This is a genomic window from Agrococcus sp. GW821-FHT14H11 (assembly GCF_058803545.1).
In genome coordinates this window covers 139,149-164,876 of the sequence record NZ_JBXAPA010000004.1, presented here as the reverse complement: position 1 = coordinate 164,876, position 25,728 = coordinate 139,149, and the positions used below count along the sequence as shown (strand labels likewise).

Here is a 25,728-nt window from a genome sequence, read left to right as displayed (position 1 = left end):
GCGGGAACTACAACCGTGCAAGATGTTGAGCCGCTGTGGGCGCCGATGTGCGATCGGTGGACGACGACGGATGCGCCCAGGGGCGCCGTCCACAGGACCGGGCCGATCTGTCCACAGGCGCGCCGAGCGCGTCCACACCCGCATCACATGAAGTGCACGTTGAGGGTTGCGGCCGCAGCGCACAAGGCCGAGGGCCTTGCGCGCGGAGGCCGCAAGGTCGAGGAGCGCGCGGCGAAGCCGCCCGCGTCACGAGACCTCACTGCTGCAACAGGCAGCAGTCTCATGAGCCCAGAGTTGAGCCCCAGACCCCGAAGAGCCCCCTACGCGCCAGCCCGTTGCCGGATCCGCGAGGTGAGCTCCGTCACCTGCGTGTAGACCGAGCGGCGCTCCTGCATGAGCTTCTCGATCTTCTTGTTCGCGTACATCACGGTGGTGTGGTCGCGGTTGCCGAACAGCTGCCCGATCTTCGGCAGCGACATGCTCGTCATCTCGCGGCACAGGTACATGGCGATCTGGCGCGCGAGCGCGATGGTCTGCGAGCGGGAGGAGCCGTGCAGGTCGTCGACGCTGAGCCGGAAGTACGCGGCGGTGTGGCTGATGATGTCGCTCGGGGACACCACCGCCTCCTCGTCGAAGGAGAAGAGGTCTTTCAGCACCGTCTGCGCGAGGTCCATCGTCACGGGCAGCCGGTTGAGGCTCGCGAACGCGGTGACGCGGATGAGGGTGCCCTCGAGCTCGCGGATGTTCGACTGCACCTTGTCGGCGATGACCGACAGCACCTCGGCGGGGATCTGGATCCGCTCCGCCTCCGCCTTCTTGCGCAGGATCGCGATCCTGGTCTCGACGTCGGGCACCGTCACGTCGGTGATGAGGCCCCACTCGAAGCGGCTCACCATGCGCTCCTCGAAGCCCTGGAGGTGCTTCGGCGCGACATCCGAGGTGATGACGACCTGCTTGTTGTGGTCGTGCAGCGTGTTGAAGGTGTGGAAGAACGCCTCCTGCGTCGACTCCTTGCCCTTCAGGAACTGGATGTCGTCGATGAGCAGCACGTCGACGTCGCGGTAGCGCTGCTGGAACGACTGGTTGAGGTTGTTGGCGATCGAGTTGATGAAGTCGTTCGTGAACTCCTCGCTCGACACGTACCGGACGCGGATGCCCGGGTACATGCCCTCGGCGTAGTGGCCGATGGCGTGGAGCAGGTGCGTCTTGCCGAGGCCGGAGTCGCCGTAGATGAACAGCGGGTTGTAGGCCTTGGCCGGCGTCTCGGCGACGGCGAGGGCCGCGGCATGCGCGAAGCGGTTCGAGCCGCCGATGACGAAGTTGTCGAAGACGTACTTGGGGTTGAGGCGCGAGTCGCCGCGACGCGACGACATCTCGGACGGCTCCCGCTCGTAGCTCGCGACGGGTGCGACGACCGGCTCGGAGGCGGGGTCGTCGATGACGTCCGGGAGGGGCTCCTCGTGCTCGAGCTGCGGGTTCACGACGATCTTGAACGACGAGATCTCCACAGCGTTGTCCACAAGCGCCTCGGTGATCGGGAGCCGGAGGCGCTGCTCGAGCATGTCGCGCGTGAGATCGTTCGGCACCTCGAGGTAGAGGTCGCCGCCCATCACGCCCTGCGGCTCGACGAGATCGAGGAATCCGCGCAACGACGGGGGAATCCGGGCATCGCCGACAAGGGTCGACAGGACGGAGGACCAGAGCTGTCCGGTGCGTTCGTCCGGGGCCATCGGGATGCGGTTCCTTCGCGTGGGATCGTTGGTGCGGATGCGATTCCACACCATTATCCACAGGTGCTGTGCACGAGTCGTCCGCGGGCTGCGGTGCTCCCCGGGCACCTGCCGCGGCGCGGATTCATAGAGTCTGCACGCATAGCGGACGCCGTGCAAGTCCCATCGCAGCGCGGGCGGCGTGGCGGGAAACGCGGGCCGGCGCCGTTGACCGGGAGCCGCTCCTCGCGTATGGTTGTCAGGTTGCCGCACGAGTCTGCGGCACATCGTCGAGCCCGACGGCTCGACCGCCACGACTTGCGGCGCGCACGCGCCGGACACCGGGAGATCCATCATGAGCAAGCGCACGTTCCAGCCGAACAACCGCCGCCGCGCCAAGAAGCACGGCTTCCGCCTCCGCATGCGCACCCGCGCGGGCCGCGCCATCCTGGCCGCCCGCCGCGCCAAGGGGCGCACCGAGCTCTCGGCGTAGCGCTCGAGGTGCTCGCGAAGGCGAACCGGATCGTGCGCGGCGACGACTTCCGTCGCATCGTGCGCTCTGGTCGCCGCGCGGGCTGCCAGGTCGCGGTGGTGCACCGTGCGAAGCCCGAAGCGGCAGTCAGCCGCTTCGGGTTCATCGTGTCCAAGCAGGTGGGCAACGCGGTGGTACGCAACCGGGTGCGCCGACGGCTGAGCGAGATCGTGCGCGCCGAGCTGCCGGCGATCGAGCAGGCCGACATCGTCATCCGGGCCCTGCCTGCCGCCGCCGATGCCGACTTCGCTAGACTGAGGGCCGACATCGTGCCGCTGCTGGTGCGTCGGTCATGAGTCGGAGCCTGCAGAGGCTGAGGCTGCTGCCCCGCAACATCTGCGTCGCGATCCTCGTCGCCTACCGCGCGGTGATCTCACCGCTCTACGGCGACGTGTGCCGCTACTACCCCAGCTGCTCGAGCTACACCCTGCAGGCCATCCAGCAGCACGGGGTCGTGCGCGGCATCTGGTTGGGCGCTCGACGCATCCTCCGCTGCCACCCGTGGGCGGCCGGCGGGGTTGACGACATCCCAGAGCCGCACCCGCGGCTCGCAACGACTCGGGCGGGGTTCGTCCTCGCTCACAAGGAGCAGTGACAGCTTGGACATCTTCGCCCTGCTGATGTGGCCCATCAAGTGGGTCATCGAGGCGATCCTGGTCGGATTCCACACGCTCGTGACCGCGCTCGGCGGCGACCCGGGGTCCGGCCTCACGTGGGTGCTGTCGATCGTCGGGCTCGTGCTGGTCATCCGCAGCGCGATGATCCCGCTGACGGTGCGGCAGATCGTGTCGTCGCGCAAGTCGCTCGAGATCCAGCCCGAGATCCAGCGCATCCAGAAGAAGTACAAGGGCAAGAAGGATCAGTTCTCCCGCGAGGCGATGCAGCGCGAGACGATGGAGGCCTACCGCAAGGCCGGAACGAATCCGTTCGCCTCGTGCCTCCCCCTGCTCATCCAGATGCCGATCTTCCTCGGCCTGGTGCAGGTGCTCACCGACGCCAACAACCGCATGCCGGGCGTCGGGCTCCTGACCGAGCGCCTCGCGACGCTCTTCAGCGAGTCGACGCTCTTCGGCGTGGTGCCGCTGCACATGACGATGGCCGACGGCTTCGCCGAGGGCAGCCTCCCGGTCATCGGGGTGGCGATCCTCCTGACGCTCATCATGGTCGTCACGCAGTTCTACACGCAGCTGCAGATCATGACGAAGAACCAGACTCCCGCGATGAAGGAGTCCCCGATGTACAAGCAGCAGCGGATCCTGCTGTACATCATCCCCGTCTTCCTGCTCGTGTCGGCGTGGCTCTTCCCGCTCGGCACGATGTTCTACTGGCTCGTCTCGAACATCTACACGCTCGTGCAGCAGCTCATCATCATCAACAAGCTGCCGACGCCCGGCTCCGAGGCCGCGCTCGCCCGCGAGGCGCGCCTCGCCCGCAAGCGCCAGCGGATGGGCCTGCCTCCGATCGACGAGGCGACCGCGGCTGAGGAGCCGTCGGTCGAGCTCAAGACCCAGCGGCAGCAGCCGCGCGCGAAGCGACCCAAGTCGCGCCGAGAGGACTGACATGACCGAGCAGGGTGCGGCTGTGGACGCCGACGACCAGGTCGACGAGGGCGAGATCGCCGCCGACTACATCGAGGGCCTCCTCGACATCGCCGATCTCGACGGCGACATCGAGATCGAGCAGAGCGAGACGCGCACGACGATCGTCGTGGGCGAGTCCGGCGACGACTTCGGCCAGCTGTCGCGCCCAGAGGTCGTCGCAGCGCTCCAGGAGCTCACCCGGCTCGCGGTGCAGCAGCAGACCGGCGAGTTCTCGAGGCTCGTGCTCGACGTGGCCGGCTCAAGGGATGCGCGCGCGGAGCAGCTGCAGCGGGTCGTGGATGCAGCGGCCGGGAAGATCGCCGAGGGCGCCGACCGCGTCGCGCTCGAGCCGATGTCGTCGTACGAGCGCAAGCTGGTGCACGACCTGGTGCGCGAGCACGGGCTCACGAGCGAGTCCCAGGGCGAGGGTGCCGACCGGCACATCGTCGTGCTGCCTGCGTGACCGATGGCTGACGCCACTCCCCCGCTGCCCGAGGCCGAGCCCGCCGTCGCGGCGGCCGTGTTCGGCGATCGCATCGAGCTCGCCCGCTCGTACACCGACTCGCTCGCCCGGCACGGCGAGACGCTCGGCCTGATCGGCCCCCGCGAGCTACCGCAGCTGTGGACTCGACATATCCTCAATTCTGCGCTGCTTGCCCCGCTGCTGCGCGGCCGCGTCGGCGACGTCGGCTCCGGTGGCGGGCTGCCTGGCCTCGTGCTGGCGATCGCGCGGCCCGACGTGGAGCTCACGCTCATCGAGCCGATGGAGCGACGCACCGAGTGGTTGCAGGCCGAGGTCGATCGCATGGGCCTCGACAACGTGACCGTGCTCCGCGCCCGTGCCGAGGAGCTGCCTGGGAGCGGGCGCCTCGCCCCGCTCGACCAGGTGACCGCGCGTGCGGTCTCGGCGCTCCGCTCCCTCATCCCGCTCACCGCTCCCCTGGTGCGCAGCGGCGGGCAGCTGCTGCTGCTGAAGGGCGGCCGCGCCCAGGACGAGATCGCTGCGGCGCAGAAGGCGATCCGCAAGCACCGGCTGCACGACGTCGAGGTGCTCGAGCTCGGCGCTGACGTCGGCGTCGACATCACGCGCGTCATCCGCGCGACCGTCGACCCGTAGCGCCAGTCCCGCGGTTGCGGGATCGCGGTCCCGCCGTGGCGGGCTGCAGCGCGCGCCTGCAGCGGGTCGGTCCGTGTGCTCGAGGTGATGGGGCGCCCGGCGGGCCGAGGCGGCGTACACGCCCACTGGGTGCAGTGGCTGGGCCGTGCAGATGGGGCCGCCTGCTTCGACGGACGCTCGCGCGGACGCATGCTGGTGCTTCGCCCTGTCGGCTCTGCGTGCGGCCTTCACCCCTGGGGTCGCTGGCGAGCGTTTCACGTGGAACATCGCGACCTCGTGCGCGCCCGGTGGGCGCCGTGTTTCACGTGAAACGTCGCTCCGGGCTCGCGCGGCCATGGGTCGCGGGCGAGCTTGGGGCTCCGCGGCGGTGGAAGACATCGCCCAGGGGAACCAGAGGTTGTGCCGGCGGCATCCGTTTTGAAACGCACTGGCATCGGAAGGACTTTGATCTCGAGAGCTGCGCCTGCGTCGCCTGCGTCGCCCGCGGCGCTCCAACCTGCAAATGTGAGCCATGCACGTCCCCGACGTTTCGTGGCGAAGCGCCGTGCAGGTTGCTTGTGGACCCCCTCGTGCTCGCGCCGCGCAATCCTGCGCGGGGCAGTGTTTCACGTGGAACATCGCCTGCCCGGCCTTGCGCATCTGGTGGGAGCCCGGATGCCGGCGACTTCGCGGAGGGTGCAGAGCGTGCCACGGTCCCCGCGTCTCTCGGGGCCGAACAAAGACGGCCTGACGCGTGAAGCTGCTGCAGAGAGTTCGAAGCGCAGCAGACACCTGCGAATCGCGCAGCGGTGCACTCGCGATGTTCCACGTGAAACATCACCAGCCCGCGCACTGCGACGAACCGAGCTACGCGCCCCGCCATCGAGACGAGGTCGTCCCACCGCCCGGGATCGAGCCGACCTACGGCACGGGCACCGGTCGTGGACTGTGGAGAACTGTGGAGAACTACCAGTGGACGCAGGTGGCCCTGCGCTGCATCCGGACGGCAGACGGCCCAGTATTCCGCGGAATCACGCGGGTCTTCAGCACTCGACCTCCGGCTGAGGGTCAGCGCATCCTGCAGCGAACGGCAACAGTGTTTTCCACAGCCCTGTGGAGAACTGCGTGGGGACAACGGCTATGAATATCCATCAAGATGTGCCGGTGTCGACTTGGCGAACAGGGCTGGACGCGCCAGACTGGGGTTCTTGCACACCTCTCACCCGGAGCCCGTCGCGCGCGCGGCGATGTTCCACGTGAAACATCGATCAGGAAGGCACGCGTGACCACGGGAAAGTTCGACACGACCCCGATCGCTCGCGAGCTCGCCGCGATGGCCCGGCGCCGTCAGGCGCTCTCGGCGCAGGAGCTGCCGCTGCCGAAGCGCACGCGCATCTTCACCGTCGTCAACCAGAAGGGCGGGGTCGGCAAGACGACCACCGCGGTCAACCTCGCCGCAGCACTCGCGCAGGCCGGCGCTCGCGTGCTCGTGCTCGACCTCGATCCCCAGGGCAACGCCTCGACGGCGCTCGGCATCGACCACCATGCGGACGTGATGAGCACCTACGACGTGCTCATCGACGGCGAGCCGCTCGCGGTTGCGATCGCGATCAGCCCTCAGAGCGACCGCATCCAGGTGGTCCCGTCCACGATCCACCTCGCGGGGGCCGACCTGGAGCTCGCGGGCATGGAGCGGCGCGAGCACCGGCTCCGCGAGGCGCTGGATGCGCATCTGCGTGACCTGGGGGAGCCGCCCCACTACGTCTTCATCGATTGCCCGCCCTCGCTCGGGCTCCTCACGATCAACGCCTTCACCGCCGCCACCGAGGTGCTCCTGCCGATCCAGTGCGAGTACTACGCGCTCGAGGGCGTCTCGCAGCTGCTCGACACCATCGGCCGCATCCAGGCGCACCTCAACCCGAAGCTCGACGTGTCGACAGTGCTGCTCACGATGTTCGACGGGCGCACGCTGCTCTCGCGGCAGGTCGTCGACGAGGTGCGCTCCCACTTCCCGGAGCAGACGCTCGAGGCGGTCATCCCGCGCTCGGTGCGCGTCTCCGAGGCGCCCGGCTACGGCCAGACCGTCATCGCCTACGACCCGAACTCCCCGGGCGCGCTGTCGTACCGGGAAGCGGCAGCAGAGATCGCACGCAGAGGAGCGGCATGAGCAAGAAGGCAGGGCTCGGGCGCGGCATCGGCGCCCTCATCCCCTCGGGACCGCCGGCCACGGCGACCGACACCGCGGAGCCGGAGGAGACGAGCCAGCCCGCGCCGGCGCGACGGCCGCGCCGAGCGGCGAAGCCAGGCAGCCGCCCGGTCGACGTGTTCTTCTCGGGGGAGGAGGACGAGCACGCGCTGCTCGAGATCCCCGGTGCGAGCTTCGCCGCCGTGGTGCCCACGGACATCCGCCCGAACGCCAACCAGCCGCGCACGACCTTCGACGAGGACGACCTCGCCGAGCTCGAGCACTCGATCCGCGAGTTCGGCGTGCTGCAGCCCATCGTCGTGCGGCCCGTGCCCGTCGGCGACGACGGCACGCACTACGAGCTCATCATGGGCGAGCGCCGCTGGCGCGCGAGCCAGCGCGCGGGGCTCGAGACGATCCCGGCGGTCATCAAGGACACGCCCGATGACGCGATGCTGCGCGACGCGCTGCTCGAGAACCTGCACCGCGCGCAGCTCAACCCGCTCGAGGAGGCCTCGGCCTACCAGCAGCTGATGGAGGACTTCGCCATCACGCAGGAGGAGCTCTCGCGCCGCATCGGCCGGAGCCGCCCGCAGATCTCGAACACCATCCGGCTGCTGAAGCTGCCCGAGCCGATCCAGTCGCGGGTCGCGAGCGGTGTGCTCTCGGCCGGCCACGCGCGCGCGATCCTCTCGCTGCCGACGCCCGAGGCGATGGAGCAGCTCGCGGCGAAGATCATCAATGAAGATCTCTCAGTTCGTGCGGCGGAGGCAGCCGCGGGCCTGGTGCAGACGCGCAGCCCGCGCAAGGCGCCGACCCGGGGCGCCGTGCAGCACGGCCTCGATGAGATCGCCACGAGGCTCGAGGACCGGCTCGACACCCGCGTGCGCATCGCCCTCGGCCGCGCCAAGGGGCAGCTCACGATCGACTTCGCGACGGTCGCCGACCTCAACCGCATCCTGTCGGAGCTGGGGGAGCGGGGCTTCGGCGGAGGCCTCGATCCCGAGGCAGACTGACCGCACGCCTGCAGGCACCGACGACGAGGGCCCCGTGGAACGCATCCACGGGGCCCTCGTCTCGCTGCTCACAGGAAGGCTGCGAGCTCCTGCTCGATCGCCGGCTTCGGCCGGGCGCCGATGAGCTCCTTCACGACCTCGCCGTTCTGGAAGACCTTCATCGCGGGGATCGACGTGATGTTGTAGCGCATCGCCAGGTCGGGCTCCTGGTCGACGTTCACCTTCACGACGTCGAGCTTCTCGGTCTCGCCGTCGATCTGCTCCAGGATGGGGCTGACCGCGCGGCACGGGCCGCACCAGGCCGCCCAGAAGTCGACGAGCACGGGCTTGTCGGCGTTCAGGACATCCTGCTCGAACGATGCGGTGGTGACTTCCTTCACAGTGCTGCCTCCTCAGGGCTGGTGACGAGCGCCGGCACGGCGTGCGCGGCCAGGTAGTGCTCCGCGTCGAGCGCGGCGACGGTGCCGGACCCGGCGGCCGTGACGGCCTGGCGGTAGGTGGGATCGATCACGTCGCCCGCGGCGAAGACGCCCTCGACCGAGGTGCGCGACGAGCGGCCGTCGACGGCGATCGTGCCCTCGGTCGTGAGGTCGAGCTTGCCGTGCACGAGGTGCGTGCGGGGGTCGGAGCCGATCGCGACGAAGACGCCGTCGATGGGCATGCTCCACGTGTGGCCCGACGTCGTGTCGCGCAGCGTGACCGACGACACCTGCTCGGTGCCGTTCGACTCGGTGCCCACGATCTCCTCGACGACCGCGTTCATGATGAAGTCGATCTTCTCGTTGGCGCGCGAGCGCTCGAGCATGACCTCGCTCGCGCGGAAGTGCTCGGAGCGGTGCACGATGGTGACCTTGTCGGCGAACTTCGTCAGGAAGTTGGCCTCCTCCATCGCCGAGTCGCCGCCGCCGACCACGATGAGCTGCTTCTGCTTGAAGAAGAAGCCGTCGCACGTCGCGCACCACGAGACGCCGTGGCCGGAGAGCCGCTCCTCGCCCTCGACGCCGAGCTTGCGGTAGGCGGAGCCCGTCGCGAAGATCAGCGCGCGCGTCTCGAGCACCTCGTCGCCGACGTGGACGCGCTTGACCTCGCCGTCGAGCTCGAGCTCGGTGGCGTCCTGCATGCGCACGTCGGCGCCGAAGCGTTCGGCCTGCTGCTGCATGGCGAACATGAGGTCGGGGCCCTGGATGCCCTCGGGGAAGCCCGGGAAGTTCTCGACCTCGGTCGTGGTCATGAGGTCGCCGCCCATCTCGACGCTCGAGGCGAGCACGATCGGCTTCAGGTTGGCGCGCGCCGCATAGATCGCGGCGGTGTATCCGGCGGGGCCGGAGCCGATGATGATGACGTCGTGCACTGCGTCTCCTGGGTCGTTGCGGGGGTGCTGCAGGGTCAACCGAGTCTAGATCGCGGGCATTCCCGCGTCGCCGCGAGCGCCGACGACCGTCAGCAGGTCGCCGGTCGCGGCGTCGACGACGAGCAGCCCCGCCGCCGGCCACTCGGGCGTGCGCCGCACGACCGGGTGCGCGACGCGGCTGCGGGTGCGGCGATCCCAGGAGTCGACGAGCTGCGCGGTGTCGGCATCGACGATGAGCACGGCCGGATGCGCGTGGGCGAGCGACGAGGAGGCGTCCGACGACCACCAGCCCTCGACCGCGAGCGGCCGCGCGGCCGGCTCGAGCTCGAGCCGCTGCCGCTCGCGGCTCAGCGTCGCGCCGACGATCGCGCCGACGGCGGCGATCGCGCCGACGGCGAGCGGCGCGCCGATGCGGATGAGCGGATGTGCCATGGCGTTCCCCCTCTGCCGCGCCCATGCTAGAGGCCGCGCCTCTGCGCGCGCCCAGCGTCGCGTCAGGCGGGCTGCGGGTCGTCGTCGCGGCCGCGGCCGCGCAGCTTGCCGACCACGATGTCGGCCGTGGCGCGGAAGTCGGGGTTGCGGGTCACGTAGAGCAGCCCGAAGTAGATGATCCCCATGACGGCGCCCGCGGCGGTGCAGGTGAGCGCGCTGCCGAGCATGCCCGACGTGCCGAACCCGCCCGGCACGTAGCCGCCCAGCGCCCAGGTGACGCCCACGCCGGCCGCTGCGGCGACGAGTCCGTAGCCGAGGTACTGGAGGTGCCGGATGCCGATCAGCCGGAACCCGAAGGGGCCGATCTTGCGGCGCACGAGCACGAGCCAGATGGCGAACGACACGAGGTTGGCGATCGAGACGGCGAGCGCGGTGCCGGCGATCACCCACTCGCCCGGGAGCGTCGACGCCCACCACAGCAGGGCGAACGTGACGAACATGCCGAAGCACGCGTAGAGGAAGGCGGTGCGGGTGTCGCCGAGGGCGAAGAAGACGCGCTGGATGACGTACTCGGCGCTGAAGGCGACCAGGCAGAGCAGGAACGCCCAGATGACCCACGCCATCGCCAGCATGAGCTCGTACGTGGGCTCGAGCAGGCGGGCGAACGGGATGGCGATCACGGCGAGCACGAGGGCCGAGATGGTGGTGAGCATGCCGACGCCGCGGAGGGCGCTCGACAGGTCGGTGCGGATGCCTGCGATGTTGTGCTCGCTCGCGTGGTGCGACATGCGGGTGAAGTACGCGATCGCGATCGAGACGGCGATGATCGAGTGCGGCAGCGAGAAGAGGTACCACGCGTTCTGCATCGTGAGGATGTTGGCGCCCTCGCCGGTGCTCGCGACGCGCGACTGCACGAGGCCCTTGATCTGGCCGATGATGACGATGCCGAACAGCCACATCGCGCTGCGGCCGGTCGCGCGCAGGCCCACCCCGCGCCAGCCGAAGTCGGGCCGGAACCGCAGCCCGGTCCGGCGGAAGAACAGCACGAGCACGAGCGCCTGCACCGCCACGCCGCCGGTCGTGACGAGGCCCAGCACCATCACGCGGTCCCAGTCCCACACGCCCAGGTCGCGGTGCACCTCCTCGCCGCCGAACAGCAGCATGAAGGCGCCGAGCCCCGCGATCGAGACGAGGTTGTTGGCGACGGGCGCCCATGTGTAGGGGCCGAACTGGCCGCGCGCGTTGTAGATCTCGCCGAGCAGCGTGTAGATCGCGTAGAAGAGGATCTGCGGCATGCACCAGTACGCGATGCCCACCGCGAGCGCCATCTGGGCCGCGCTGAAGCCGCCGCCGTCGGCGCTCTCGCTCACCGCGTAGAGCTCGACCAGCAGCGGCGCCGCTGCTGTCGCCAGCACCGCGAGCAGCAGGAAGACCGAGCCGCCGAGGGTGAGGATCTTCGAGACGTACGCCTCGCCGCCGTCGGCGGCCTTCGACGCCTTCACGATCTGCGGCACGAGCACCGCGCTCATGACGCCGCCCGCGACGAGCGCGTAGATGTTGTTCGGCAGCTGGTTCGCGAGGCCGAACGCCTCACCGGCAAGCGAGGCCGACTGGCCGATGGCGACGACGAGCATCACCATCTTCACGAAGCCCAGCACGCGCGAGACCATCGTCCCGGCCGCGATGATCGCGCTCGCCCTGCCTGTGCTCACGCGGTCTCCTCCGGGGTCGGCTCGTCGAGGTCGCCGTGCGCCTGGCCGCGGCGGCGCTTGCGCACCGAGCGGACGATGCCGGAGGCGATGAGCAGCACGATCGCGACGCCCAGCACCCAGGCGAGCGCGGTCTCGATGGTCGGCTGCGAGTTCACCCGCAGGGTCTGCAGCTGGCCGAGCGGCACGCCGTCGGGGGTGTGCAGCTGGGCGATCATGAGCACGGTGCCGGTGCCGACGATCTCGATGGGCACCTGCACGCGCTCCTGGCTGTCGGCGGCGACGGTGACGTCGACGCGCGACTGCGGCACGGTGACGAGCGCGTTGGACGGCCGCACCGACAGCACGACCTGCACCGGCACATCCAGGCGGTTCTCGATCGCGATCGGCAGCGGCGCGCTCTGGCCGGTGGCGTTCAGCGTGCTGCCGGGGAGGATCTGCACCGCGCTGCGCACGTCGCTCATCGCGTCGCCGAGGCCGGCGATCGCGTCACGATCGGCCTGCGTCACCGCGCGGCCGGCGTCCGGGAGCGCCGCGAGCAGGCCGAGCCGCAGCCCGGCGAGGAGCGTGCGGGGCTCCTCGACGATGCTCGCGACGTGGGCGACCTCCGCCTCCTGGGCCAGCGCATCCTGCACGAGCTCCGCCCCGACGGCCCGCTCCGGGTCGGTCGGGGCGATGAGCGTGGCGTCGCGCGGCTCGAGCTCGAGCGCGTCGTCGATGCCGACCGTCTGCACGAAGCGGGCGGAGGCGAGGTCGGCGAGCATCGCGGCCGACGACCCCTGCGAGCTCGCGGGGAGCATCGCGGCGAGCGTGCGGGCGTCGCTCGGCCGCTCGCGCGTGATGACGGCCAGCAGCGCCATCGCCTGGGCGCGCGCGTGCCCCGCCATCGCCTCGTCGTCGACCGACGCGGCGCGGATGAGCTCCTGGAGCTGCGCGTCGGCGGCGAGCGCCTCGACGCCGTCGAGGTCGACGAGCGCGCTCGGCGTGCTGCCGGTGAGCTCCTCGTCGAGGTTGGCGCCCGACAGCACCACGGTGCCGATCGCGCTGAGCTCGGCCAGGTCGCCCGTCTGCAGGATGGCGGCGGTCGCGTCGATGACGGGCTCGCGCGTGCCGATGGAGCCGGCCGAGGCGGGCAGCGGGTCGGCGCCCTCGCGCGGGATGCCGAGCGGCTCGATCGGGTGGGCACCCGCGCGCACCTGCGCGATCGGGTCGGCGTTCGCGTACTCGAGCGCGTAGGCGTCGTCGCGGTCGGCGCGCTCGAGCCAGGCGAGCGCGGCCTCGGGGGCCTCGTCGCCGAGCGCCTCGGCGCTCGCCCCGATCGCGGGATCGACGCCGATCGTGGCGCCCGCGCCGAGCGCCGCATCGAGCGCGGCGCGGGTGTCGCCGCCGATCTCGGTGGCGCGCTCGAGCTCGTCGGCGTCGAGCAGGCCGCTCGAGCCGACGCCCGCGTCGATGGGCGCGGCGAGCGCGAGCCGCGTGGGGCTCGACTCGCCCGGCTCGTCGCGCACGACGACGCTCGTGGCGCCCGAGAGGGAGGGGGCGGATGCCGCGAGCCCGTACGCGCCCCACGTCGCGCCGTCGAGGCCCAGGGCCTCGGCATCGACGGTGACCGTCTCCGACGCGCGCCCGAGCGCCGCGACCGCGGGCAGCTCGACCGACGCGACCGCAGAGCTCGCGACGATCGCCTGCCCCTCGAACCAGCGGCTGAGCGTGTAGCGGGTCGAGATGGGGTCGGCGGAGAGCAGCACGTCGACGGTCGTCGCGGGCTGCACGGCCATCGACGGGTTGTCGATCGAGACCGTGACCTCGAGGCTCTCGCCCTCGCTCAGCAGCGGGTCGACCGGCGCGATCATGAGCGTCGGCGCCTCCGGCGCGGCGGTCGCGCCGGCCTCGGGCGCGGCCGCGAGCGGGGCCGCGAGCAGCGCCGTCGCGACAGCCGCGGCGGCGCACGCTGTCGCGCGCCGTCGCGCCAGGCGACCTGCCGACAGCATGCGCCCAAGTGTAGGGAGTGCCGCCATGGGTCCCGCGCGACGACGGCGGCCGCGCCCGCCGCCGCGCGGGTGGGGCAGAATGGGCGGTCGTGACCGACATGGCCGAGGCGACCGCGCGACTGCACGCGCTCGTCGCCGCCGCGCCCACGGCGCAGCTCGCCGAGGCGTTCGCGGCCGCGGGCCACGAGCTGTCGCTCGTCGGCGGCCCGGTGCGCGACGCCTTCCTCGACCGGCCCGTCACCGACCTCGACTTCGCGTCGAGCGCGACGCCCGACGAGATCCTCGCGATCGTCGAGCCGCTCGCCGAGGCCACGTGGGACGTCGGGCGCGAGTTCGGCACCATCGCCGCGCGCATCGGCGCCGAGACGATCGAGATCACCACCTACCGCGCCGACCAGTACGACGGGGTCTCGCGCAAGCCGCAGGTCGCCTTCGGCGACGCGCTCGAGGACGACCTCGTGCGGCGGGACTTCACCGTCAACGCCATGGCGCTGCGGGTGACGCCGGTGCGCGGCGGGGGAGCGGGGGCGGATGCGTCGCCGCAGCTCGTCGACGTCGGCGGCGGCCTCGAGCACCTGCTGCAGCGCGTGCTCGACACCCCGCAGGCGCCGGAGCGCTCCTTCGACGACGACCCGCTGCGCATGATGCGCGCCGCGCGCTTCGCCGCGCAGCTCGGCTTCGACGTCGCCCCCCGCGTGGTCGAGGCGATGACGGCGCTCGCCCCGCGCATCCGCGACATCTCCGCCGAGCGCGTGCGCGACGAGCTCACCAAGCTGCTCCTCACCGCCCGCCCCGTGCCGGGCATCCGCCTGCTGACCGACACGGGCATCCTCGACATCGTGCTGCCGGAGGTGCCGGCGCTGCGGCTCGAGGCCGACGAGCACGCGCACCACAAGGACGTCTACGAGCACTCGCTCACCGTGCTGCAGCAGGGGATCGACCTCGAGGGCTCGCGGAGCCCCGGCGCGGCGCCCGACCTCGTCTCGCGCCTCGCGGGGCTGCTGCACGACATCGGCAAGCCGGCCACGCGGCGCATCGAGGGCCGCACCGTCACCTTCCACCAGCACGACCTCGTCGGCGCGCGCCTGGCGAAGCAGCGGCTGAAGGCTCTGCGCTTCGACAACGACACCGTGAAGGCGGTCGCGCGGCTCGTCGAGCTGCACCTGCGCTTCTACGGCTACGGCGAGCAGGCGTGGACCGACTCGGCGGTGCGGCGCTACGTGCGCGACGCGGGCCCGCTGCTCGAGCGGCTGCACATCCTCACGCGCTCCGACGTGACGACCCGCAACCGCCGGAAGGCCGAGCGGCTCGACTTCGCCTACGACGACCTCGAGCGGCGCATCGCCGAGCTCCGCGAGCAGGAGGAGATGGACGCGGTGCGCCCCGACCTCGACGGCGAGCGGATCATGGCCGTGCTCGGCATCGGCCCCGGCCGCGAGGTGGGGGAGGCCTACCGGATGCTGCTCGAGCAGCGGCTCGAGCACGGGCCGCTCGGCGAGGAGCGCGCCGAGGCGATCCTGCGCGAGTGGTGGGCGGCGCGCGCGGTGGACCTCTAGAGCGGAGACCCTCTCGGGTCTCCGCTGCGACCAGCGCCGACGTCCGTCGCGGGCGTCGGATCCCGCTCTGGCGCGCGGATGCGCGGGTGCGGTAGGATCGCCAGGTTGCGCGGGCTCCGCTCGTCCTCGAGCGCGAGGCCCCCGCACCATGCAACCCTCCTGCTGCAGACCGTCTGCAGCCGTTCTAGTCCGAAGGAGGTGGGTGAAGCATGCAGCAGTACGAGCTGATGGTGATTCTCGACCCGGAGGTGGACGAGCGCACTGTCGCCCCGTCGCTCGACAAGTTCCTGGGCGTGATCCGCAACGATGGCGGCACGATCGAGAGCGTCGACATCTGGGGCCGTCGCCGCCTGGCCTACGAGATCGACAAGAAGACCGAGGGCATCTACGCCGTCGTGAACTTCACGGCCGAGTCGGCCTCCACGAACGAGCTGGACCGACAGCTGAAGCTGTCCGAGGCCGTCATGCGCACGAAGGTCCTCCGCGCCGAGGAGGCCGTCACGCAGACCGGCGCCTCCAAGCGCCACGCCGAGGCCAAGGCCGCGAAGGCCGCCAAGGCCCCCGCTGCCGAGCCCGCTGCGCCCGCCGCAGAGGTCGAGGCCGAGTAGTCATGGCTGGCGAGACGATCATCACGGTCGTCGGCAACCTGACTGCCGACCCGGAGCTGCGCTACACGCAGAACGGTCTCGCGGTGGCGAACTTCACGATCGCGTCGACCCCCCGCACGTTCGACCGCCAGGCGAACGAGTGGAAGGACGGCGAGGCGCTGTTCCTCCGCGCGTCGGTGTGGCGCGAGTTCGCTGAGCACGTGTCGCAGAGCCTGTCGAAGGGCTCGCGCGTCATCGCGCAGGGTCGCCTGAAGCAGCGCTCGTTCGAGACGCAGCAGGGCGAGAAGCGCACCGTCATCGAGCTCGAGGTCGACGAGATCGGCCCCTCGCTCCGCTACGCGACCGCGCAGGTCACCCGCACGACGGGCGGCGGCGCTGGCCGCAGCTCCGGCGGCGGGCAGGGCCAGGTCGGCCAGGGCGGCGGCTTCGGCCAGCCCCAGCAGGCCGCCGACGAGCCGTGGGGCCAGCCGGCCGCGCAGCAGTCGGGCGGCGACGTCTGGGGAGCGCCCGGCACCTCCTACAACGACGAGACGCCCTTCTAAGGCCTCTCGCCCACCTATGCACTCCCGGGACGGCAGTCCCGAGCACGAAAGAAGGAACAATGGCTGGCAAGCCGCAGAACCGCAAGCCGCGGGGCCCGAAGGGCGGCAAGAACCTCGCCCCCGCGAAGGCGATCAGGGTCGGCGTCATCGACTGGAAGGACGTCGCGACGCTCAAGAAGTTCATCTCGGAGCGCGGCAAGATCCGCGCCCGTCGCATCACCGGCGTGTCGGTGCAGGAGCAGCGCCTGATCGCCAAGGCGATCAAGAACGCGCGCGAGATGGCGCTCCTGCCCTACTCGGGCGCCGGACGCTGAGGGGGCTGAACCATGGCAAAGCTGATTCTCACGAACGAGGTCTCCGGCCTCGGCTCCGCTGGTGATGTCGTCGAGGTGAAGAACGGGTTCGCCCGCAACTACCTCGTGCCCCAGGGCCTGGCTGTCGCGTGGTCGCGCGGCGGCGAGAAGCAGGTCGAGCAGATCAAGGCCGCCCGCGTCGCACGCGAGCACGCCACGATCGAGGAGGCGCAGGACCTCCGCGCCCGCCTCGAGGCGAACCCCGTCACGGTGAAGGTCAAGGCCGGCACCGAGGGCCGCCTGTTCGGCTCGATCCAGACGAAGGACATCGCCGACGCCGTCGAGGCAGCCGGTCACGGCTCCGTCGACAAGCGCGTCATCGAGATCCCGACGCCGATCCGCGCGGTGGGCGACCACCAGGCGACGGCTCGTCTGCGCGACGACATCGTCGCCCAGATCACGGTCCGCGTGGTCGCTGCCAAGTAGCGACCGCACGCTGCCGAGGGCCCGCATCCATCACGGATGCGGGCCCTTAGTCGTTCTGCGACGGGCCGGACGCGTGTCAAATCGAGCCCGCGACGCAAAGTCTCAACGTGTACTTGACACACGCTTCTCCCCACGGGGTGTGGAAACGGAAATGCCCGGTCAGAGGCGGTTTGGACGGTGATCCCGCGTTCGATTCCACAGATCTGTGCACAGGTGGGACCGGCGCGCGTCGGCGCGCCGCACGGCGTTGTCCCCAGCTCTCCACAAGCCTGTCCACAGAGCGATTCGCCCTCGCGCGGCAGCGCTCCTAGCCTGTGGAAGGCTCCCCTCCCGCGCGGTGTGGGTCGCCTGCGGCATCGTCGACAGCGAAGGGGGACGCGTGACGGATCTGGCGGAGATCGGGCTCGACGAGAGCCGCTACAGCGAGCGCACCCCGCCGCACGACATGCTCGCCGAGCAGTCGGCCATCGGCGGCATGCTGCTGTCGAAGGACGCCGTCGCCGACTGCCTCGAGACCGTGCGGGGCAACGACTTCTACCAGCCGAAGCACGAGATCGTCTACGAGGCGATCCTCTCCCTCTACTCGCGCGGCGAGCCCACCGACGTCATCACCGTCGCCGACGAGCTGACGAAGACCGCGATGCTCTCGCGCGCGGGCGGCGTGCAGTACCTGCACTCGCTCACGTCGATGGTGCCGACCGCGGCCAACGCCGGCTACTACGCCGAGATCGTCGCCGAGAAGGCCGTGCTGCGGCGGCTCGTCGAGGCCGGCACGCGCATCGTGCAGATGGGCTACGCGTCGGAGGGCGAGGTCACCGACCTCGTCAACCACGCGCAGGCCGAGATCTACTCGGTGATGGGCGAGGACCAGTCCGAGGACTACGTGCCGCTCAGCCTCGCCGTCGAGTCGGCGATCGAGGAGATCGAGGCCGCGAAGGGCCTCGACGGCGTCATGACCGGCGTGCCGACCGGCTTCCGCGAGCTCGACGAGCTCACGAACGGCCTCCACCCGGGCCAGCTCATCGTCGTCGCCGCCCGACCGGGCCTCGGCAAGTCGACGCTCGCGATGGACCTCGTGCGCTCGTGCTCGATCAAGAACGACCTGCCCTCGGTCTTCTTCTCGCTCGAGATGGGCCGCACGGAGATCGCGATGAAGCTGCTCTCGGCCGAGTCGAGCATCCTGCTGCAGAAGCTCCGCAAGGGCGCGATCGAGGGCCGCGATTGGACCACGCTCGCGCAGGTGCGCGGCCGCATCAACGACGCGCCGCTCTACATCGACGACAGCCCCAACCTGACGCTCGTCGAGATCCGGGCGAAGTGCCGCCGGCTCAAGCAGCAGGCGGGCCTCAAGATGGTGGTCGTCGACTACCTGCAGCTCATGACGAGCGGCAAGAAGGTCGAGTCGCGCCAGCAGGAGGTCTCGGAGTTCTCGCGCTCGCTCAAGCTGCTCGCGAAGGAGCTGCAGGTGCCGGTCATCGCGCTCTCGCAGCTCAACCGAGGCCCTGAGCAGCGCGGCGACAAGAAGCCCGCGATCAGCGACCTCCGCGAGTCGGGCTCGATCGAGCAGGACGCCGACATCGTGATGCTGCTGCACCGCGAGGACGCCTACGACCGCGACATCCGCCCCGGCGAGGCCGACATCATCGTCGCCAAGCACCGCGGCGGCCCCACCAAGACGATCCCGGTCGCCTTCCACGGCCACCTGGCCCGCTTCGTCGACATCGCACCGGGCATGGGCGCGGGTGAGGGCGGCGCCCCCGCCATGCCGCCAGGCGGCACGCCGTTCGGCGGCAGCCCGTACGGCGCCCCGCAGGAGCCGCCGCCCGTCGAGGGCTGAGCACGAGGAAGGGCCCGGCCGAGCGGCCGGGCCCTTCCTCGTCTGGCTGCGGTCAGCCCTGCTGGCCGACCGCGAAGTCGACGCGGCCGTCGGGGGCCGCGGATGCGTCGAGCACCTTGTCGTCGAGCGTGACGGCAGCCGACGGGTCGAGGAAGACCTTCGCGCCGGCAGCCTCGACGACCTGGTCGTCGGCCTCGGGCGCGGGAGCGACGGTCACGTTGAGGCCGGCGCCCTCGAGGTCCTGCGAGATGCGGATGCCGCCGGTCGGGGCTGCCTCGGCGTTCGCGACGATGCCGTTGATGACGGCCTGGGCGTTGTCGGTCAGGGTGAGCATGGCTGCTCCTCTCCATTGGCGAGTCGGCCACGATGCCGTGCCCGGGCCGGCCACGCAACCCGCGGGCAGGTCCCGGGCGTGTCGGCGGCGCGCATCCGCCGCCCGCCGACAGGGCAGACTCGGGGATCGTGACCACCGATGGAGCAGCCGGGCCGCGCCGGCTCGGCACCGGCTTCTGGCGCCTGTTCGCCTCGTCGACCGGCTCGAACCTCGCCGACGGCATGCTGCAGGCGGCGCTGCCGCTCGTCGCGGCGAGCCTCACCCGGGATCCGCTGCTCGTGTCGCTCGTGGCGTCGCTCGCGTTCCTGCCCTGGCTGCTGTTCGCGATCCCCGCGGGCGCGCTCGTCGACCGCATCGACCGGCGGCGCGCGATGCAGGGGGCCAACCTCGCCCGCGCCGCGATCCTGCTGGGGCTCGCGGTCGCGCTCGCGACGGGCTGGGCGAGCATCGGCGTCCTCTACGTCGCCGCCTTCCTGCTCGGCGTGGCCGAGACGGTCTACGACAACGCGGCGCGAGCGCTGCTGCCGCGCGTGGTGCGCCGCGACCAGCTCGAGCGGGGCAACTCGCTGCTGTCGACCGCCGAGTCGGTGAGCAACCTGTTCCTCGGCGCGCCGCTCGGCGCGCTGCTGTTCGCGCTGACGGCGGTGCTGCCGCTCGGCGCCGCCATCGCGATGTACGTCGTCGCCGCGACGCTCGTCGTGACGGTGCGCGGCTCGTTCGCGCCCGAGCGCGGCGCGCCGGCGACCCTCGCCGCCGACATCCGCGAGGGCCTCGGCTGGCTGCTGCACCACCGCATCCTGCGGCAGCTCGTGTGGGTGACGGGGCTCGGCGCCTTCGGCAACTCGGTCGCGAACGGCATCGCCGTGCTCTTCGCCCTCGACGTGCTCGGCATCGACGAGGCCGCCTTCGGCCTGCTGCTCGCCGCGATGGGCGTGGGCGCCGTGCTCGGCGCGCTGCTGTCGCCGGCGCTCACCCGCCTGCTCGGCCGCACGGCCGCGATGGGCGTGAGCGGCACGCTGTGCGGCGCGACGCTCGTGGGCATCGGGCTCTGGCCGACCCTCTGGGTGACGCTCGTCCTGTGGCCGCTCGGCGCGCTCGCGGTGAGCGCCTTCAACGTGCAGGTCATGTCGGTGCGGCAGGTGCTCATCCCGGATGCGCTCTTCGGGCGGGTGCAGGGCGCCTACCGCACCGTGCTCTGGGGCAGCATCCCGCTCGGCTCGGTGAGCGGCGGCGTGGTGGCGTCGCTCCTCGACCTGCCGAGCGCGATGGTGTTCGGCGGGGCGCTCGCCACGGTCGCCGGGCTCGGCACCTGGTGGGTGCTCGGCGTGCACCGGCGCGAGATCGCCGCGGCGTTCCTGCGGGAGGACGACCCGCTCAGGGCGTGATGAGCCGCCAGCTGCCCTCGGAGACGACCTCGACCTCGCCGTCGACCACGGCGATGGCCGTCTGGTCGTCGATGGCGTAGGTCGGCTCCGGGATTCCCGCCGCCCAGCGCTCGATGCTGGCGAGCGCCGCGTCCTCCATGCCCGGGCGGTCGAGGTGCGGGTAGAGCGCGACGTCGACGAGCCCGAGGGTCCGGTCGGCCTCCGAGGCCATGTCGCTGCCCTCGGGCACGAGCTCGAGGTCGAACTCGGCGTCGCAGTTGCGCGCGGTCGCCGCGATGCTGCGCGCGCTCACGCCGACGTAGACGGCGTCGGTCAGCGACGGCAGCAGATCGGCGAGCCCCGACCGCCGCATCCAGTGGCAGAGGTAGAGCACGTCGCCGCCCCAGACGAGCAGCGCGTCCGCCTCGCGCACCGCGGGCACCCAGCTCTCCTCGCGGATCGTGGGGAGCGCGGTGAGCTCGAGGACCCCCACCGACTTCCACCCGAGGTTCGCGAGCGGGCTGTCGGCCTCGCCGCGGATCGCCTCCCACGCAATCGACCCGCCCCCGGGGAACGGATGCACGGCGGTGGGGATGAGGAGCGCCGTCGACTCCGAGACGGGCTTGCCGAGCAGCGCCTCGAGCGCCGCCGCGATGCTCGGGTTGCTGATGCCCGAGGAGGTGAGGAGGAGCTTCACGAGGGCCTTCCGTCGTCGCCGTGCGCACGCGCATCCGCCGAGCCGCGCTGCGCGCCCGAGCGTACACCGGGGCCGCCAGCGGTGGTGCGGGCGGGCGCCTGCCAGACTGGGGCCATGCCCACCGACTCCGAGGCGCGTGTCGCCGTCTACATCGACTTCGACAACATCCTCATCTCCCGCTACGACCAGCTCCACGGCCGCGGCGCCTTCCACACCGATCGCGTGCGCACGCTGCCCGCCGACGGCCGCGAGTCGAAGGCGCGCACGCGCTTCTCGCAGGCCACCGTCGACCTCGGCGCCATCATCGACTACGCCTCGAGCTACGGATCGATCGTGCTGAGCCGCGCCTACGCCGACTGGTCGGTGCCCGCGCACGCGGCCTACCGCGACCAGCTGCTCGCGCGCGCGGTCGACCTCGTGCAGATGTTCCCGACCACCCGCTCGCTCAAGAACGGCGCCGACATCCGCCTCTCGATCGACGTGGTCGAGGATCTCTTCCGCCTCGACAACATCACCCACGTCGTCGTCGTCGCCGGCGACAGCGACTACATCGCGCTCGCGCAGCGCACGAAGCGGCTCGGCCGCTACATGGTCGGCATCGGCGTCGCCGGCAGCACCTCGAAGTCCCTCGCCGCCGCGTGCGACGAGTTCGCCGACTACGACGCGCTGCCCGGCATCGAGCCGGTCGCGCTCGACGAGCCCGAGGGCGAGCCGGATGCGCCGGAGCCCACGCCCGCCGAGGCGAAGCAGATCCAGGCCGAGGCGGAGGCCGTCGCCGCGCCCGAGCAGCCGCCGGCCCGCCGCCGCCGTCGCGCGACGAGCGAGTCGGTCGCCCAGGCGCAGGACGAGGTCGCGATGACGCCCGAGCAGCGCGGCGACGCCGCGACGGGCCTGCTCGAGCGGGCCCTGCGCATCCTGCACCAGAAGGGCGACGACGAGTGGCTGCACGCCAACGTCGTCAAGGAGCAGATGAAGCGCATGGACCCGGTCTTCAACGAGAAGTCGCTCGGCCACCGCTCCTTCTCGGACTTCATCGGCGCGCGCGGCGCGCTCGTCGAGGTGCGCGAGGAGGGGCAGGCGCGCCTGCTGAAGCTGAAGAGCCAGTAGCCCATCCGCTCGTCGCGCTGTCAGCCGTGGCGTGCAGGATGGATGCATGCCGGAGCTGCCGGAGGTCGAGGCCCTGGCGGCCGATCTGGGCGAGCGCCTGATCGGCCGCACGATCCGCCGCGTCGACGTGCCGTCGATCGCCGCGCTCAAGACCTTCGACCCGCCCGTCGACGCGCTGCACGGCACGGCCTTCACCGCCGTCGGCCGCCGGGGCAAGCACCTCGTGCTCTCGGTCGACAGCGGGCTGCACCTCGTCGTGCACCTCGCGCGGTCCGGATGGGTGCGGTGGCGCGACGCGGCGCCGAGCCCGACCGCGGGGCGCGGCCGGGGTCCGCTCGCCGCCCGCATCGTGCTCGAGCGGCGCGAGGGCGACGAGGGCGTGGGCGGCGACGGCGTCGACATCACCGAGCAGGCGACGCAGAAGCGGCTCGCCATCCACGTCGTCGCGCACCCCGACCAGGTGCTCTCGATCGCGACGCTCGGTCCCGAGCCGCTGGATCCGGCGTTCACCGAGGAGCGCTTCGCCGGCATCCTCGCGCACGCCGGCCGTGCCCAGATCAAGGGCGTCCTGCGCGACCAGCGCCGCATCGCCGGCATCGGCAACGCCTACTCCGACGAGATCCTGCACGCGGCGCGCATGTCGCCGTTCCACCCGGCGTCGATGCCGGCCGACGACGTGCACCGCCTCTACGAGGCGCTGCAGCAGGTGCTCGGCGAGGCGGTCGAGCGGGCGCGCGGCGTCACGGCCTCGTCGCTCAAGGCCGAGAAGCGGCAGGGGCTGCGCGTGCACGGCCGCAAGGGCGAGGCGTGCCCCGTGTGCGGCGACACCGTGCGGCAGGTCATCTACGCCGACAGCACCTTCGAGTACTGCGCGACCTGCCAGACGGGCGGCAAGCCGCTCGCCGATCGCGTGCTGTCGCGGCTGGGCGTGCGCCGCTGACGGCTGCCCTCTGCGGGCTGCGGCTCAGAGGCTGCCGGCGACGACGGTCCACGGCTGGATCGTCACGACCCGCACGCCCGGCGCCTCGTAGTACGGGTCCTCGGCGAGGGCCGCCTTGACCTCGTCGACGTCGTCCGAGTGGAAGAGCAGCAGCGCGCCCGACTGGTCCTCGAAGGGGCCGGCGGCGGCGAGCAGGCCGCGCTCGTGCAGGCCCTGCAGCAGCTCGCGGTGGCGGGGGCGCAGCTCGAGGCGCGCCGGGTCGTCCGAGAAGGCGGTGATGACGGCGATCATGCACTCAGCCTAGGCAGTGGCGGCGGGCCCGCCCGCACATGACGGACGGGCGGATGCCCCGCCCGGGTGAGCAGGGCATCCGCCCGTCGTGTGCGCGGTGCGGTCAGGCCGCGGTGCGCTCCGCCTGCGCCGAGACCTCGACCAGCTGCGCGACGGCCGCGCGGAGCGGCTCGGCGGAGCGGGCGACGAACGCGCTCGCGTCGACCATGCGCATCGCGTCGTCGAAGTCGGTCGGCTGGAACGGCATCCGCACGCCCTCGCCCTGCAGGTCGAGGCCGATGTAGGAGAGCACGGCGGTGAGCTGCGCGGCGGCCGAGGCGCCGCCCGACCAGCCGTAGGAGACGACGACGGCGGGCAGGTCGACCCACTCGGCCTTCAGGTAGTCGATCGCGTTCTTGAGCGCCGCCGGGTAGCCGCTGCTGTAGTCGGGGGTGAGGAACACGACGCCGTCGAGCGCGTCGATGCGCTCGGCCCAGGCGACCGAGTGCGGCTGGCTGCGCACGCCGGAGGCCGGCGGCAGCGCCTCGTCGAGCAGCGGCAGCGCGATCTCGGCCAGGTCGAGCATGACGGCGTCGCCGCCCGCGGCCTCGATGAGCGTCGCGATCTCGTCGGCGACCGGGCGACCGACGCGGACGGGACGGGTGCTGCCGACGATGATGCCGACCTGGGGGCGCTGGGACATGGGTCTCCTCGGGACGTGGATCAGGGTGCGGCGCGATGCTGCGCCGTCTGGGCCAACGCCCCGTCGGATATCAGATATTCCCGGCGCCCCGGGCCCGGCTCAGCCCAGGAAGGTGCGGGCGGCCGTGACCATCGCGCGGGTCGCCGTGTCGAGCGTCGGCTGCATCACGGGGATGAAGTTCGGCGAGTGGTTCGAGGGCACGTCGACGTCGAAGGTGCCGCGCTCCCGCGCCGAGGCGACCGTCTCGGCGTCGAAGCCGCCGTAGACCCAGTAGACGTAGGGCGCGCCCCACGTCGCGGGGAGGTCGCTGAAGTCCTCCGAGCCGAGCACGGGCTCCTGGGGCAGGTGCTGCTCGCCGAACTCCGCGTCGAACGCGACGCCGAGCTTCGCCGCCGCCACGTCGTCGTTGATGGTGAGGGGTGCCGCGGGGCCTGCCTCGATCGTCGCGGGCGGCGCGCCGGCGGCCTGCGCCTCGCCCTGCACGATGCGCTCGATCGCGGCGAGCACCTTGTCGCGCACGGGCTGCTCGAAGGTGCGGATGTTGATCTCGAAGCGCGCGTGCTCGGGGATGATGTTCTGCTTCGTGCCGGCGTGGAACGTGCCGACCGTGACGACCGCTCGGTCGGACGGCGCGACCTCGCGCGACACGATCGTCTGCAGGCGCACGACCATCGAGGCGGCGAGCACGATCGGGTCGATCGTCTTCTCGGGCTGCGATCCGTGGCCGCCGCGGCCGTGCACGGTGACGATGACGTGGTCGCTGCCGGCCATGACGGGGCCGGGCGCCGTGAAGACCTCGCCGGCGGCGCCCGGGAAGACGTGCTGGCCGAGCGCGATGTCGATGCCGTCGGGCAGCAGCTCGCGCAGCCCCTCCTGCATCGTGAGCGCGCCGGTGATGAGCTCCTCCGCGGGCTGGAAGACGGCGACGATCGTGCCCGACCAGTCGTCCTGCTCGGCGAGCACGCGCAGGGCTCCCTGCAGCGAGGCCATGTGGGTGTCGTGGCCGCACGCGTGCATGACGCCCACCCGCTGGCCCTCCCAGTCGTCGGTCTCGGTCGAGCGGTAGGGCACCTGCTCGACCTCGGTCACCGGCAGGCCGTCCATGTCGGCGCGCAGCAGCACCGTCGGGCCCTCGCCGCGGCGGAGGATGCCGACGACGCCGGTCGACTCGCCGACCTGCTCGTGCGTCTCGTAGCCCGCCTCGCGCAGCAGCTCGGCCATGCGTGCCGCGGTGCGGTGCTCGCGCAGCGAGAGCTCGGGGTGCGCGTGCAGCTCGCGGTAGAGGTCTTCGATGAAGGGGCGGTGGCGCTCGAGGGTCATGCGGCCAGGCTAGCCGCGGCGGCGCCCGCCCGGGGCGGTCCTGCCGCCGCGCTCCGGCGCCGGGCCGCGT

Annotated in this window: 27 protein-coding genes and 1 pseudogene; 17 read left to right on the top strand and 11 right to left on the bottom strand. The window is 71.6% G+C overall.

The window, feature by feature from the left end; genetic code table 11:
- Positions 1 to 320: 320 nt before the first annotated feature.
- The gene (gene dnaA / locus AC1RNL_RS06245; RefSeq protein ID WP_146354607.1) at positions 321 to 1,730 is read right to left on the bottom strand and encodes a chromosomal replication initiator protein DnaA; all 1,410 of its coding nucleotides are present in this window, start codon (positions 1,728 to 1,730) and stop codon (positions 321 to 323) included.
- 334 nt (positions 1,731 to 2,064) lie between these two features.
- Between dnaA and rpmH the strand changes: the two genes are divergently transcribed.
- The 8 genes from rpmH (at position 2,065) to AC1RNL_RS06205 (ending at position 8,118) form a co-directional block, all read left to right on the top strand.
- Positions 2,065 to 2,202, top strand: a complete 138-nt coding sequence (gene rpmH / locus AC1RNL_RS06240) for a 50S ribosomal protein L34 (protein WP_071299798.1) — start codon at positions 2,065 to 2,067, stop codon at positions 2,200 to 2,202.
- Between the two features lie 8 nt (positions 2,203 to 2,210).
- The gene (rnpA, locus tag AC1RNL_RS06235) at positions 2,211 to 2,537 is read left to right on the top strand and encodes a ribonuclease P protein component (protein ID WP_146354605.1); all 327 of its coding nucleotides are present in this window, start codon (positions 2,211 to 2,213) and stop codon (positions 2,535 to 2,537) included.
- On the top strand, positions 2,534 to 2,836 hold the full coding sequence (gene yidD, locus AC1RNL_RS06230) for a membrane protein insertion efficiency factor YidD (RefSeq protein ID WP_128189640.1): 303 nt from the start codon (positions 2,534 to 2,536) through the stop codon (positions 2,834 to 2,836). The genes rnpA and yidD overlap by 4 nt, the downstream gene beginning before the upstream one ends.
- Positions 2,837 to 2,840: 4 nt before the next feature.
- Entirely contained in the window at positions 2,841 to 3,800 is a 960-nt protein-coding gene (gene yidC, locus AC1RNL_RS06225; protein WP_128189641.1) for a membrane protein insertase YidC, read from the top strand.
- Position 3,801: 1 nt separating this feature from the next.
- On the top strand, positions 3,802 to 4,284 hold the full coding sequence (locus AC1RNL_RS06220; RefSeq protein ID WP_492934736.1) for a Jag family protein: 483 nt from the start codon (positions 3,802 to 3,804) through the stop codon (positions 4,282 to 4,284).
- Between the two features lie 3 nt (positions 4,285 to 4,287).
- Complete coding sequence (gene rsmG / locus AC1RNL_RS06215) at positions 4,288 to 4,938, top strand: 16S rRNA (guanine(527)-N(7))-methyltransferase RsmG (RefSeq protein ID WP_492934735.1); 651 nt, start codon at positions 4,288 to 4,290, stop codon at positions 4,936 to 4,938.
- Positions 4,939 to 6,250: 1,312 nt separating this feature from the next.
- Complete coding sequence (locus tag AC1RNL_RS06210; RefSeq protein ID WP_492934771.1) at positions 6,251 to 7,084, top strand: ParA family protein; 834 nt, start codon at positions 6,251 to 6,253, stop codon at positions 7,082 to 7,084.
- Positions 7,081 to 8,118 carry a ParB/RepB/Spo0J family partition protein gene (locus AC1RNL_RS06205; RefSeq protein WP_246992839.1) on the top strand — a complete coding sequence of 346 codons (1,038 nt, stop codon included), beginning with the start codon at positions 7,081 to 7,083 and terminating at the stop codon, positions 8,116 to 8,118. The genes AC1RNL_RS06210 and AC1RNL_RS06205 overlap by 4 nt, the downstream gene beginning before the upstream one ends.
- Before the next feature lie 68 nt (positions 8,119 to 8,186).
- On the opposite strand, the gene trxA is transcribed toward AC1RNL_RS06205, so the two are convergent.
- The 5 genes from trxA to AC1RNL_RS06180 all read right to left on the bottom strand — a co-directional run bounded on the left by trxA (position 8,187) and on the right by AC1RNL_RS06180 (position 13,601).
- Positions 8,187 to 8,498, bottom strand: a complete 312-nt coding sequence (trxA, locus tag AC1RNL_RS06200) for a thioredoxin (RefSeq protein WP_128189645.1) — start codon at positions 8,496 to 8,498, stop codon at positions 8,187 to 8,189.
- Positions 8,495 to 9,469 (bottom strand): thioredoxin-disulfide reductase, encoded by a 975-nt coding sequence (trxB, locus tag AC1RNL_RS06195; protein ID WP_128189646.1) that lies wholly within the window; start codon positions 9,467 to 9,469, stop codon positions 8,495 to 8,497. The genes trxA and trxB overlap by 4 nt, the downstream gene beginning before the upstream one ends.
- Before the next feature lie 45 nt (positions 9,470 to 9,514).
- On the bottom strand, positions 9,515 to 9,901 hold the full coding sequence (locus tag AC1RNL_RS06190; protein WP_246992843.1) for a hypothetical protein: 387 nt from the start codon (positions 9,899 to 9,901) through the stop codon (positions 9,515 to 9,517).
- 62 nt (positions 9,902 to 9,963) lie between these two features.
- Positions 9,964 to 11,613 (bottom strand): murein biosynthesis integral membrane protein MurJ, encoded by a 1,650-nt coding sequence (gene murJ, locus AC1RNL_RS06185; RefSeq protein ID WP_128189648.1) that lies wholly within the window; start codon positions 11,611 to 11,613, stop codon positions 9,964 to 9,966.
- A complete protein-coding gene (locus AC1RNL_RS06180; protein ID WP_492934734.1) occupies positions 11,610 to 13,601 on the bottom strand; it encodes a DUF6049 family protein in 1,992 nt (663 codons plus the stop codon). Before AC1RNL_RS06180 ends, murJ begins: the two co-directional genes overlap by 4 nt.
- Before the next feature lie 89 nt (positions 13,602 to 13,690).
- Here AC1RNL_RS06180 and AC1RNL_RS06175 point away from each other — a divergent pair, with 89 nt between their 5' ends.
- From AC1RNL_RS06175 to dnaB, 6 genes and pseudogenes are all read left to right on the top strand, one after another.
- Positions 13,691 to 15,157: a CCA tRNA nucleotidyltransferase gene (locus AC1RNL_RS06175; RefSeq protein ID WP_492934733.1), complete on the top strand. Its 1,467-nt coding sequence runs from the start codon at positions 13,691 to 13,693 to the stop codon at positions 15,155 to 15,157.
- A 209-nt stretch (positions 15,158 to 15,366) separates the two neighbouring features.
- Positions 15,367 to 15,765: a 30S ribosomal protein S6 gene (gene rpsF / locus AC1RNL_RS06170; protein WP_128189650.1), complete on the top strand. Its 399-nt coding sequence runs from the start codon at positions 15,367 to 15,369 to the stop codon at positions 15,763 to 15,765.
- A gap of 2 nt (positions 15,766 to 15,767) precedes the next feature.
- Positions 15,768 to 16,307, top strand: a complete 540-nt coding sequence (locus AC1RNL_RS06165) for a single-stranded DNA-binding protein (protein WP_128189651.1) — start codon at positions 15,768 to 15,770, stop codon at positions 16,305 to 16,307.
- A gap of 59 nt (positions 16,308 to 16,366) precedes the next feature.
- A complete protein-coding gene (gene rpsR / locus AC1RNL_RS06160; protein WP_128189652.1) occupies positions 16,367 to 16,621 on the top strand; it encodes a 30S ribosomal protein S18 in 255 nt (84 codons plus the stop codon).
- A 12-nt stretch (positions 16,622 to 16,633) separates the two neighbouring features.
- Positions 16,634 to 17,086, top strand: a complete 453-nt coding sequence (gene rplI, locus AC1RNL_RS06155) for a 50S ribosomal protein L9 (protein WP_128189653.1) — start codon at positions 16,634 to 16,636, stop codon at positions 17,084 to 17,086.
- A 379-nt stretch (positions 17,087 to 17,465) separates the two neighbouring features.
- Positions 17,466 to 18,815, top strand: a pseudogene (dnaB, locus tag AC1RNL_RS06150) (replicative DNA helicase); the annotation flags it as partial.
- A gap of 160 nt (positions 18,816 to 18,975) precedes the next feature.
- Here dnaB and AC1RNL_RS06145 read toward each other — a convergent pair.
- Positions 18,976 to 19,257, bottom strand: coding sequence for a Fe-S cluster assembly protein HesB (locus AC1RNL_RS06145; RefSeq protein WP_128189654.1), 282 nt, complete (start codon positions 19,255 to 19,257; stop codon positions 18,976 to 18,978).
- A 128-nt stretch (positions 19,258 to 19,385) separates the two neighbouring features.
- Between AC1RNL_RS06145 and AC1RNL_RS06140 the strand changes: the two genes are divergently transcribed.
- The gene (locus AC1RNL_RS06140; protein WP_492934732.1) at positions 19,386 to 20,642 is read left to right on the top strand and encodes an MFS transporter; all 1,257 of its coding nucleotides are present in this window, start codon (positions 19,386 to 19,388) and stop codon (positions 20,640 to 20,642) included.
- Here AC1RNL_RS06140 and AC1RNL_RS06135 read toward each other — a convergent pair.
- Positions 20,632 to 21,318 carry a Type 1 glutamine amidotransferase-like domain-containing protein gene (locus tag AC1RNL_RS06135; RefSeq protein WP_492934731.1) on the bottom strand — a complete coding sequence of 229 codons (687 nt, stop codon included), beginning with the start codon at positions 21,316 to 21,318 and terminating at the stop codon, positions 20,632 to 20,634. The genes AC1RNL_RS06140 and AC1RNL_RS06135 overlap by 11 nt on opposite strands.
- Before the next feature lie 114 nt (positions 21,319 to 21,432).
- On the opposite strand from AC1RNL_RS06135, the gene AC1RNL_RS06130 reads away from it, so the two are divergent.
- Both AC1RNL_RS06130 and AC1RNL_RS06125 read left to right on the top strand, forming a co-directional pair.
- Complete coding sequence (locus tag AC1RNL_RS06130) at positions 21,433 to 22,425, top strand: NYN domain-containing protein (protein WP_492934730.1); 993 nt, start codon at positions 21,433 to 21,435, stop codon at positions 22,423 to 22,425.
- 46 nt (positions 22,426 to 22,471) lie between these two features.
- A complete protein-coding gene (locus AC1RNL_RS06125) occupies positions 22,472 to 23,365 on the top strand; it encodes an Fpg/Nei family DNA glycosylase (protein ID WP_492934729.1) in 894 nt (297 codons plus the stop codon).
- A gap of 24 nt (positions 23,366 to 23,389) precedes the next feature.
- Here the strand turns inward: AC1RNL_RS06125 and AC1RNL_RS06120 are convergent, their stop codons facing one another.
- The 3 genes from AC1RNL_RS06120 to AC1RNL_RS06110 form a co-directional block, all read right to left on the bottom strand.
- Positions 23,390 to 23,656 (bottom strand): YciI family protein, encoded by a 267-nt coding sequence (locus AC1RNL_RS06120; protein WP_310123145.1) that lies wholly within the window; start codon positions 23,654 to 23,656, stop codon positions 23,390 to 23,392.
- 103 nt (positions 23,657 to 23,759) lie between these two features.
- Entirely contained in the window at positions 23,760 to 24,338 is a 579-nt protein-coding gene (locus AC1RNL_RS06115; RefSeq protein WP_492934728.1) for an NADPH-dependent FMN reductase, read from the bottom strand.
- 99 nt (positions 24,339 to 24,437) lie between these two features.
- Positions 24,438 to 25,658: an amidohydrolase gene (locus AC1RNL_RS06110; protein WP_492934727.1), complete on the bottom strand. Its 1,221-nt coding sequence runs from the start codon at positions 25,656 to 25,658 to the stop codon at positions 24,438 to 24,440.
- Positions 25,659 to 25,728 lie beyond the last annotated feature (70 nt).

What these genes read in the sequence shown, in the direction of transcription:
- AC1RNL_RS06210 (WP_492934771.1), top strand. Translation starts at nt 6,251, where the DNA reads ATGGCCCGGCGCCGTCAGGCGCTCTCGGCGCAGGAGCTGCCGCTGCCG.
- AC1RNL_RS06220 (WP_492934736.1), top strand. Translation starts at nt 3,802, where the DNA reads ATGACCGAGCAGGGTGCGGCTGTGGACGCCGACGACCAGGTCGACGAG.
- rpsF (WP_128189650.1), top strand. Translation starts at nt 15,367, where the DNA reads ATGCAGCAGTACGAGCTGATGGTGATTCTCGACCCGGAGGTGGACGAG.
- AC1RNL_RS06145 (WP_128189654.1), bottom strand. Translation starts at nt 19,257, where the DNA reads ATGCTCACCCTGACCGACAACGCCCAGGCCGTCATCAACGGCATCGTC.
- AC1RNL_RS06115 (WP_492934728.1), bottom strand. Translation starts at nt 24,338, where the DNA reads ATGTCCCAGCGCCCCCAGGTCGGCATCATCGTCGGCAGCACCCGTCCC.
- AC1RNL_RS06190 (WP_246992843.1), bottom strand. Translation starts at nt 9,901, where the DNA reads ATGGCACATCCGCTCATCCGCATCGGCGCGCCGCTCGCCGTCGGCGCG.
- AC1RNL_RS06205 (WP_246992839.1), top strand. Translation starts at nt 7,081, where the DNA reads ATGAGCAAGAAGGCAGGGCTCGGGCGCGGCATCGGCGCCCTCATCCCC.
- AC1RNL_RS06120 (WP_310123145.1), bottom strand. Translation starts at nt 23,656, where the DNA reads ATGATCGCCGTCATCACCGCCTTCTCGGACGACCCGGCGCGCCTCGAG.
- yidD (WP_128189640.1), top strand. Translation starts at nt 2,534, where the DNA reads ATGAGTCGGAGCCTGCAGAGGCTGAGGCTGCTGCCCCGCAACATCTGC.
- AC1RNL_RS06130 (WP_492934730.1), top strand. Translation starts at nt 21,433, where the DNA reads ATGCCCACCGACTCCGAGGCGCGTGTCGCCGTCTACATCGACTTCGAC.
- AC1RNL_RS06165 (WP_128189651.1), top strand. Translation starts at nt 15,768, where the DNA reads ATGGCTGGCGAGACGATCATCACGGTCGTCGGCAACCTGACTGCCGAC.
- AC1RNL_RS06125 (WP_492934729.1), top strand. Translation starts at nt 22,472, where the DNA reads ATGCCGGAGCTGCCGGAGGTCGAGGCCCTGGCGGCCGATCTGGGCGAG.
- AC1RNL_RS06110 (WP_492934727.1), bottom strand. Translation starts at nt 25,658, where the DNA reads ATGACCCTCGAGCGCCACCGCCCCTTCATCGAAGACCTCTACCGCGAG.
- AC1RNL_RS06180 (WP_492934734.1), bottom strand. Translation starts at nt 13,601, where the DNA reads ATGCTGTCGGCAGGTCGCCTGGCGCGACGGCGCGCGACAGCGTGCGCC.
- dnaA (WP_146354607.1), bottom strand. Translation starts at nt 1,730, where the DNA reads ATGGCCCCGGACGAACGCACCGGACAGCTCTGGTCCTCCGTCCTGTCG.
- rsmG (WP_492934735.1), top strand. Translation starts at nt 4,288, where the DNA reads ATGGCTGACGCCACTCCCCCGCTGCCCGAGGCCGAGCCCGCCGTCGCG.
- rpmH (WP_071299798.1), top strand. Translation starts at nt 2,065, where the DNA reads ATGAGCAAGCGCACGTTCCAGCCGAACAACCGCCGCCGCGCCAAGAAG.
- rpsR (WP_128189652.1), top strand. Translation starts at nt 16,367, where the DNA reads ATGGCTGGCAAGCCGCAGAACCGCAAGCCGCGGGGCCCGAAGGGCGGC.
- rplI (WP_128189653.1), top strand. Translation starts at nt 16,634, where the DNA reads ATGGCAAAGCTGATTCTCACGAACGAGGTCTCCGGCCTCGGCTCCGCT.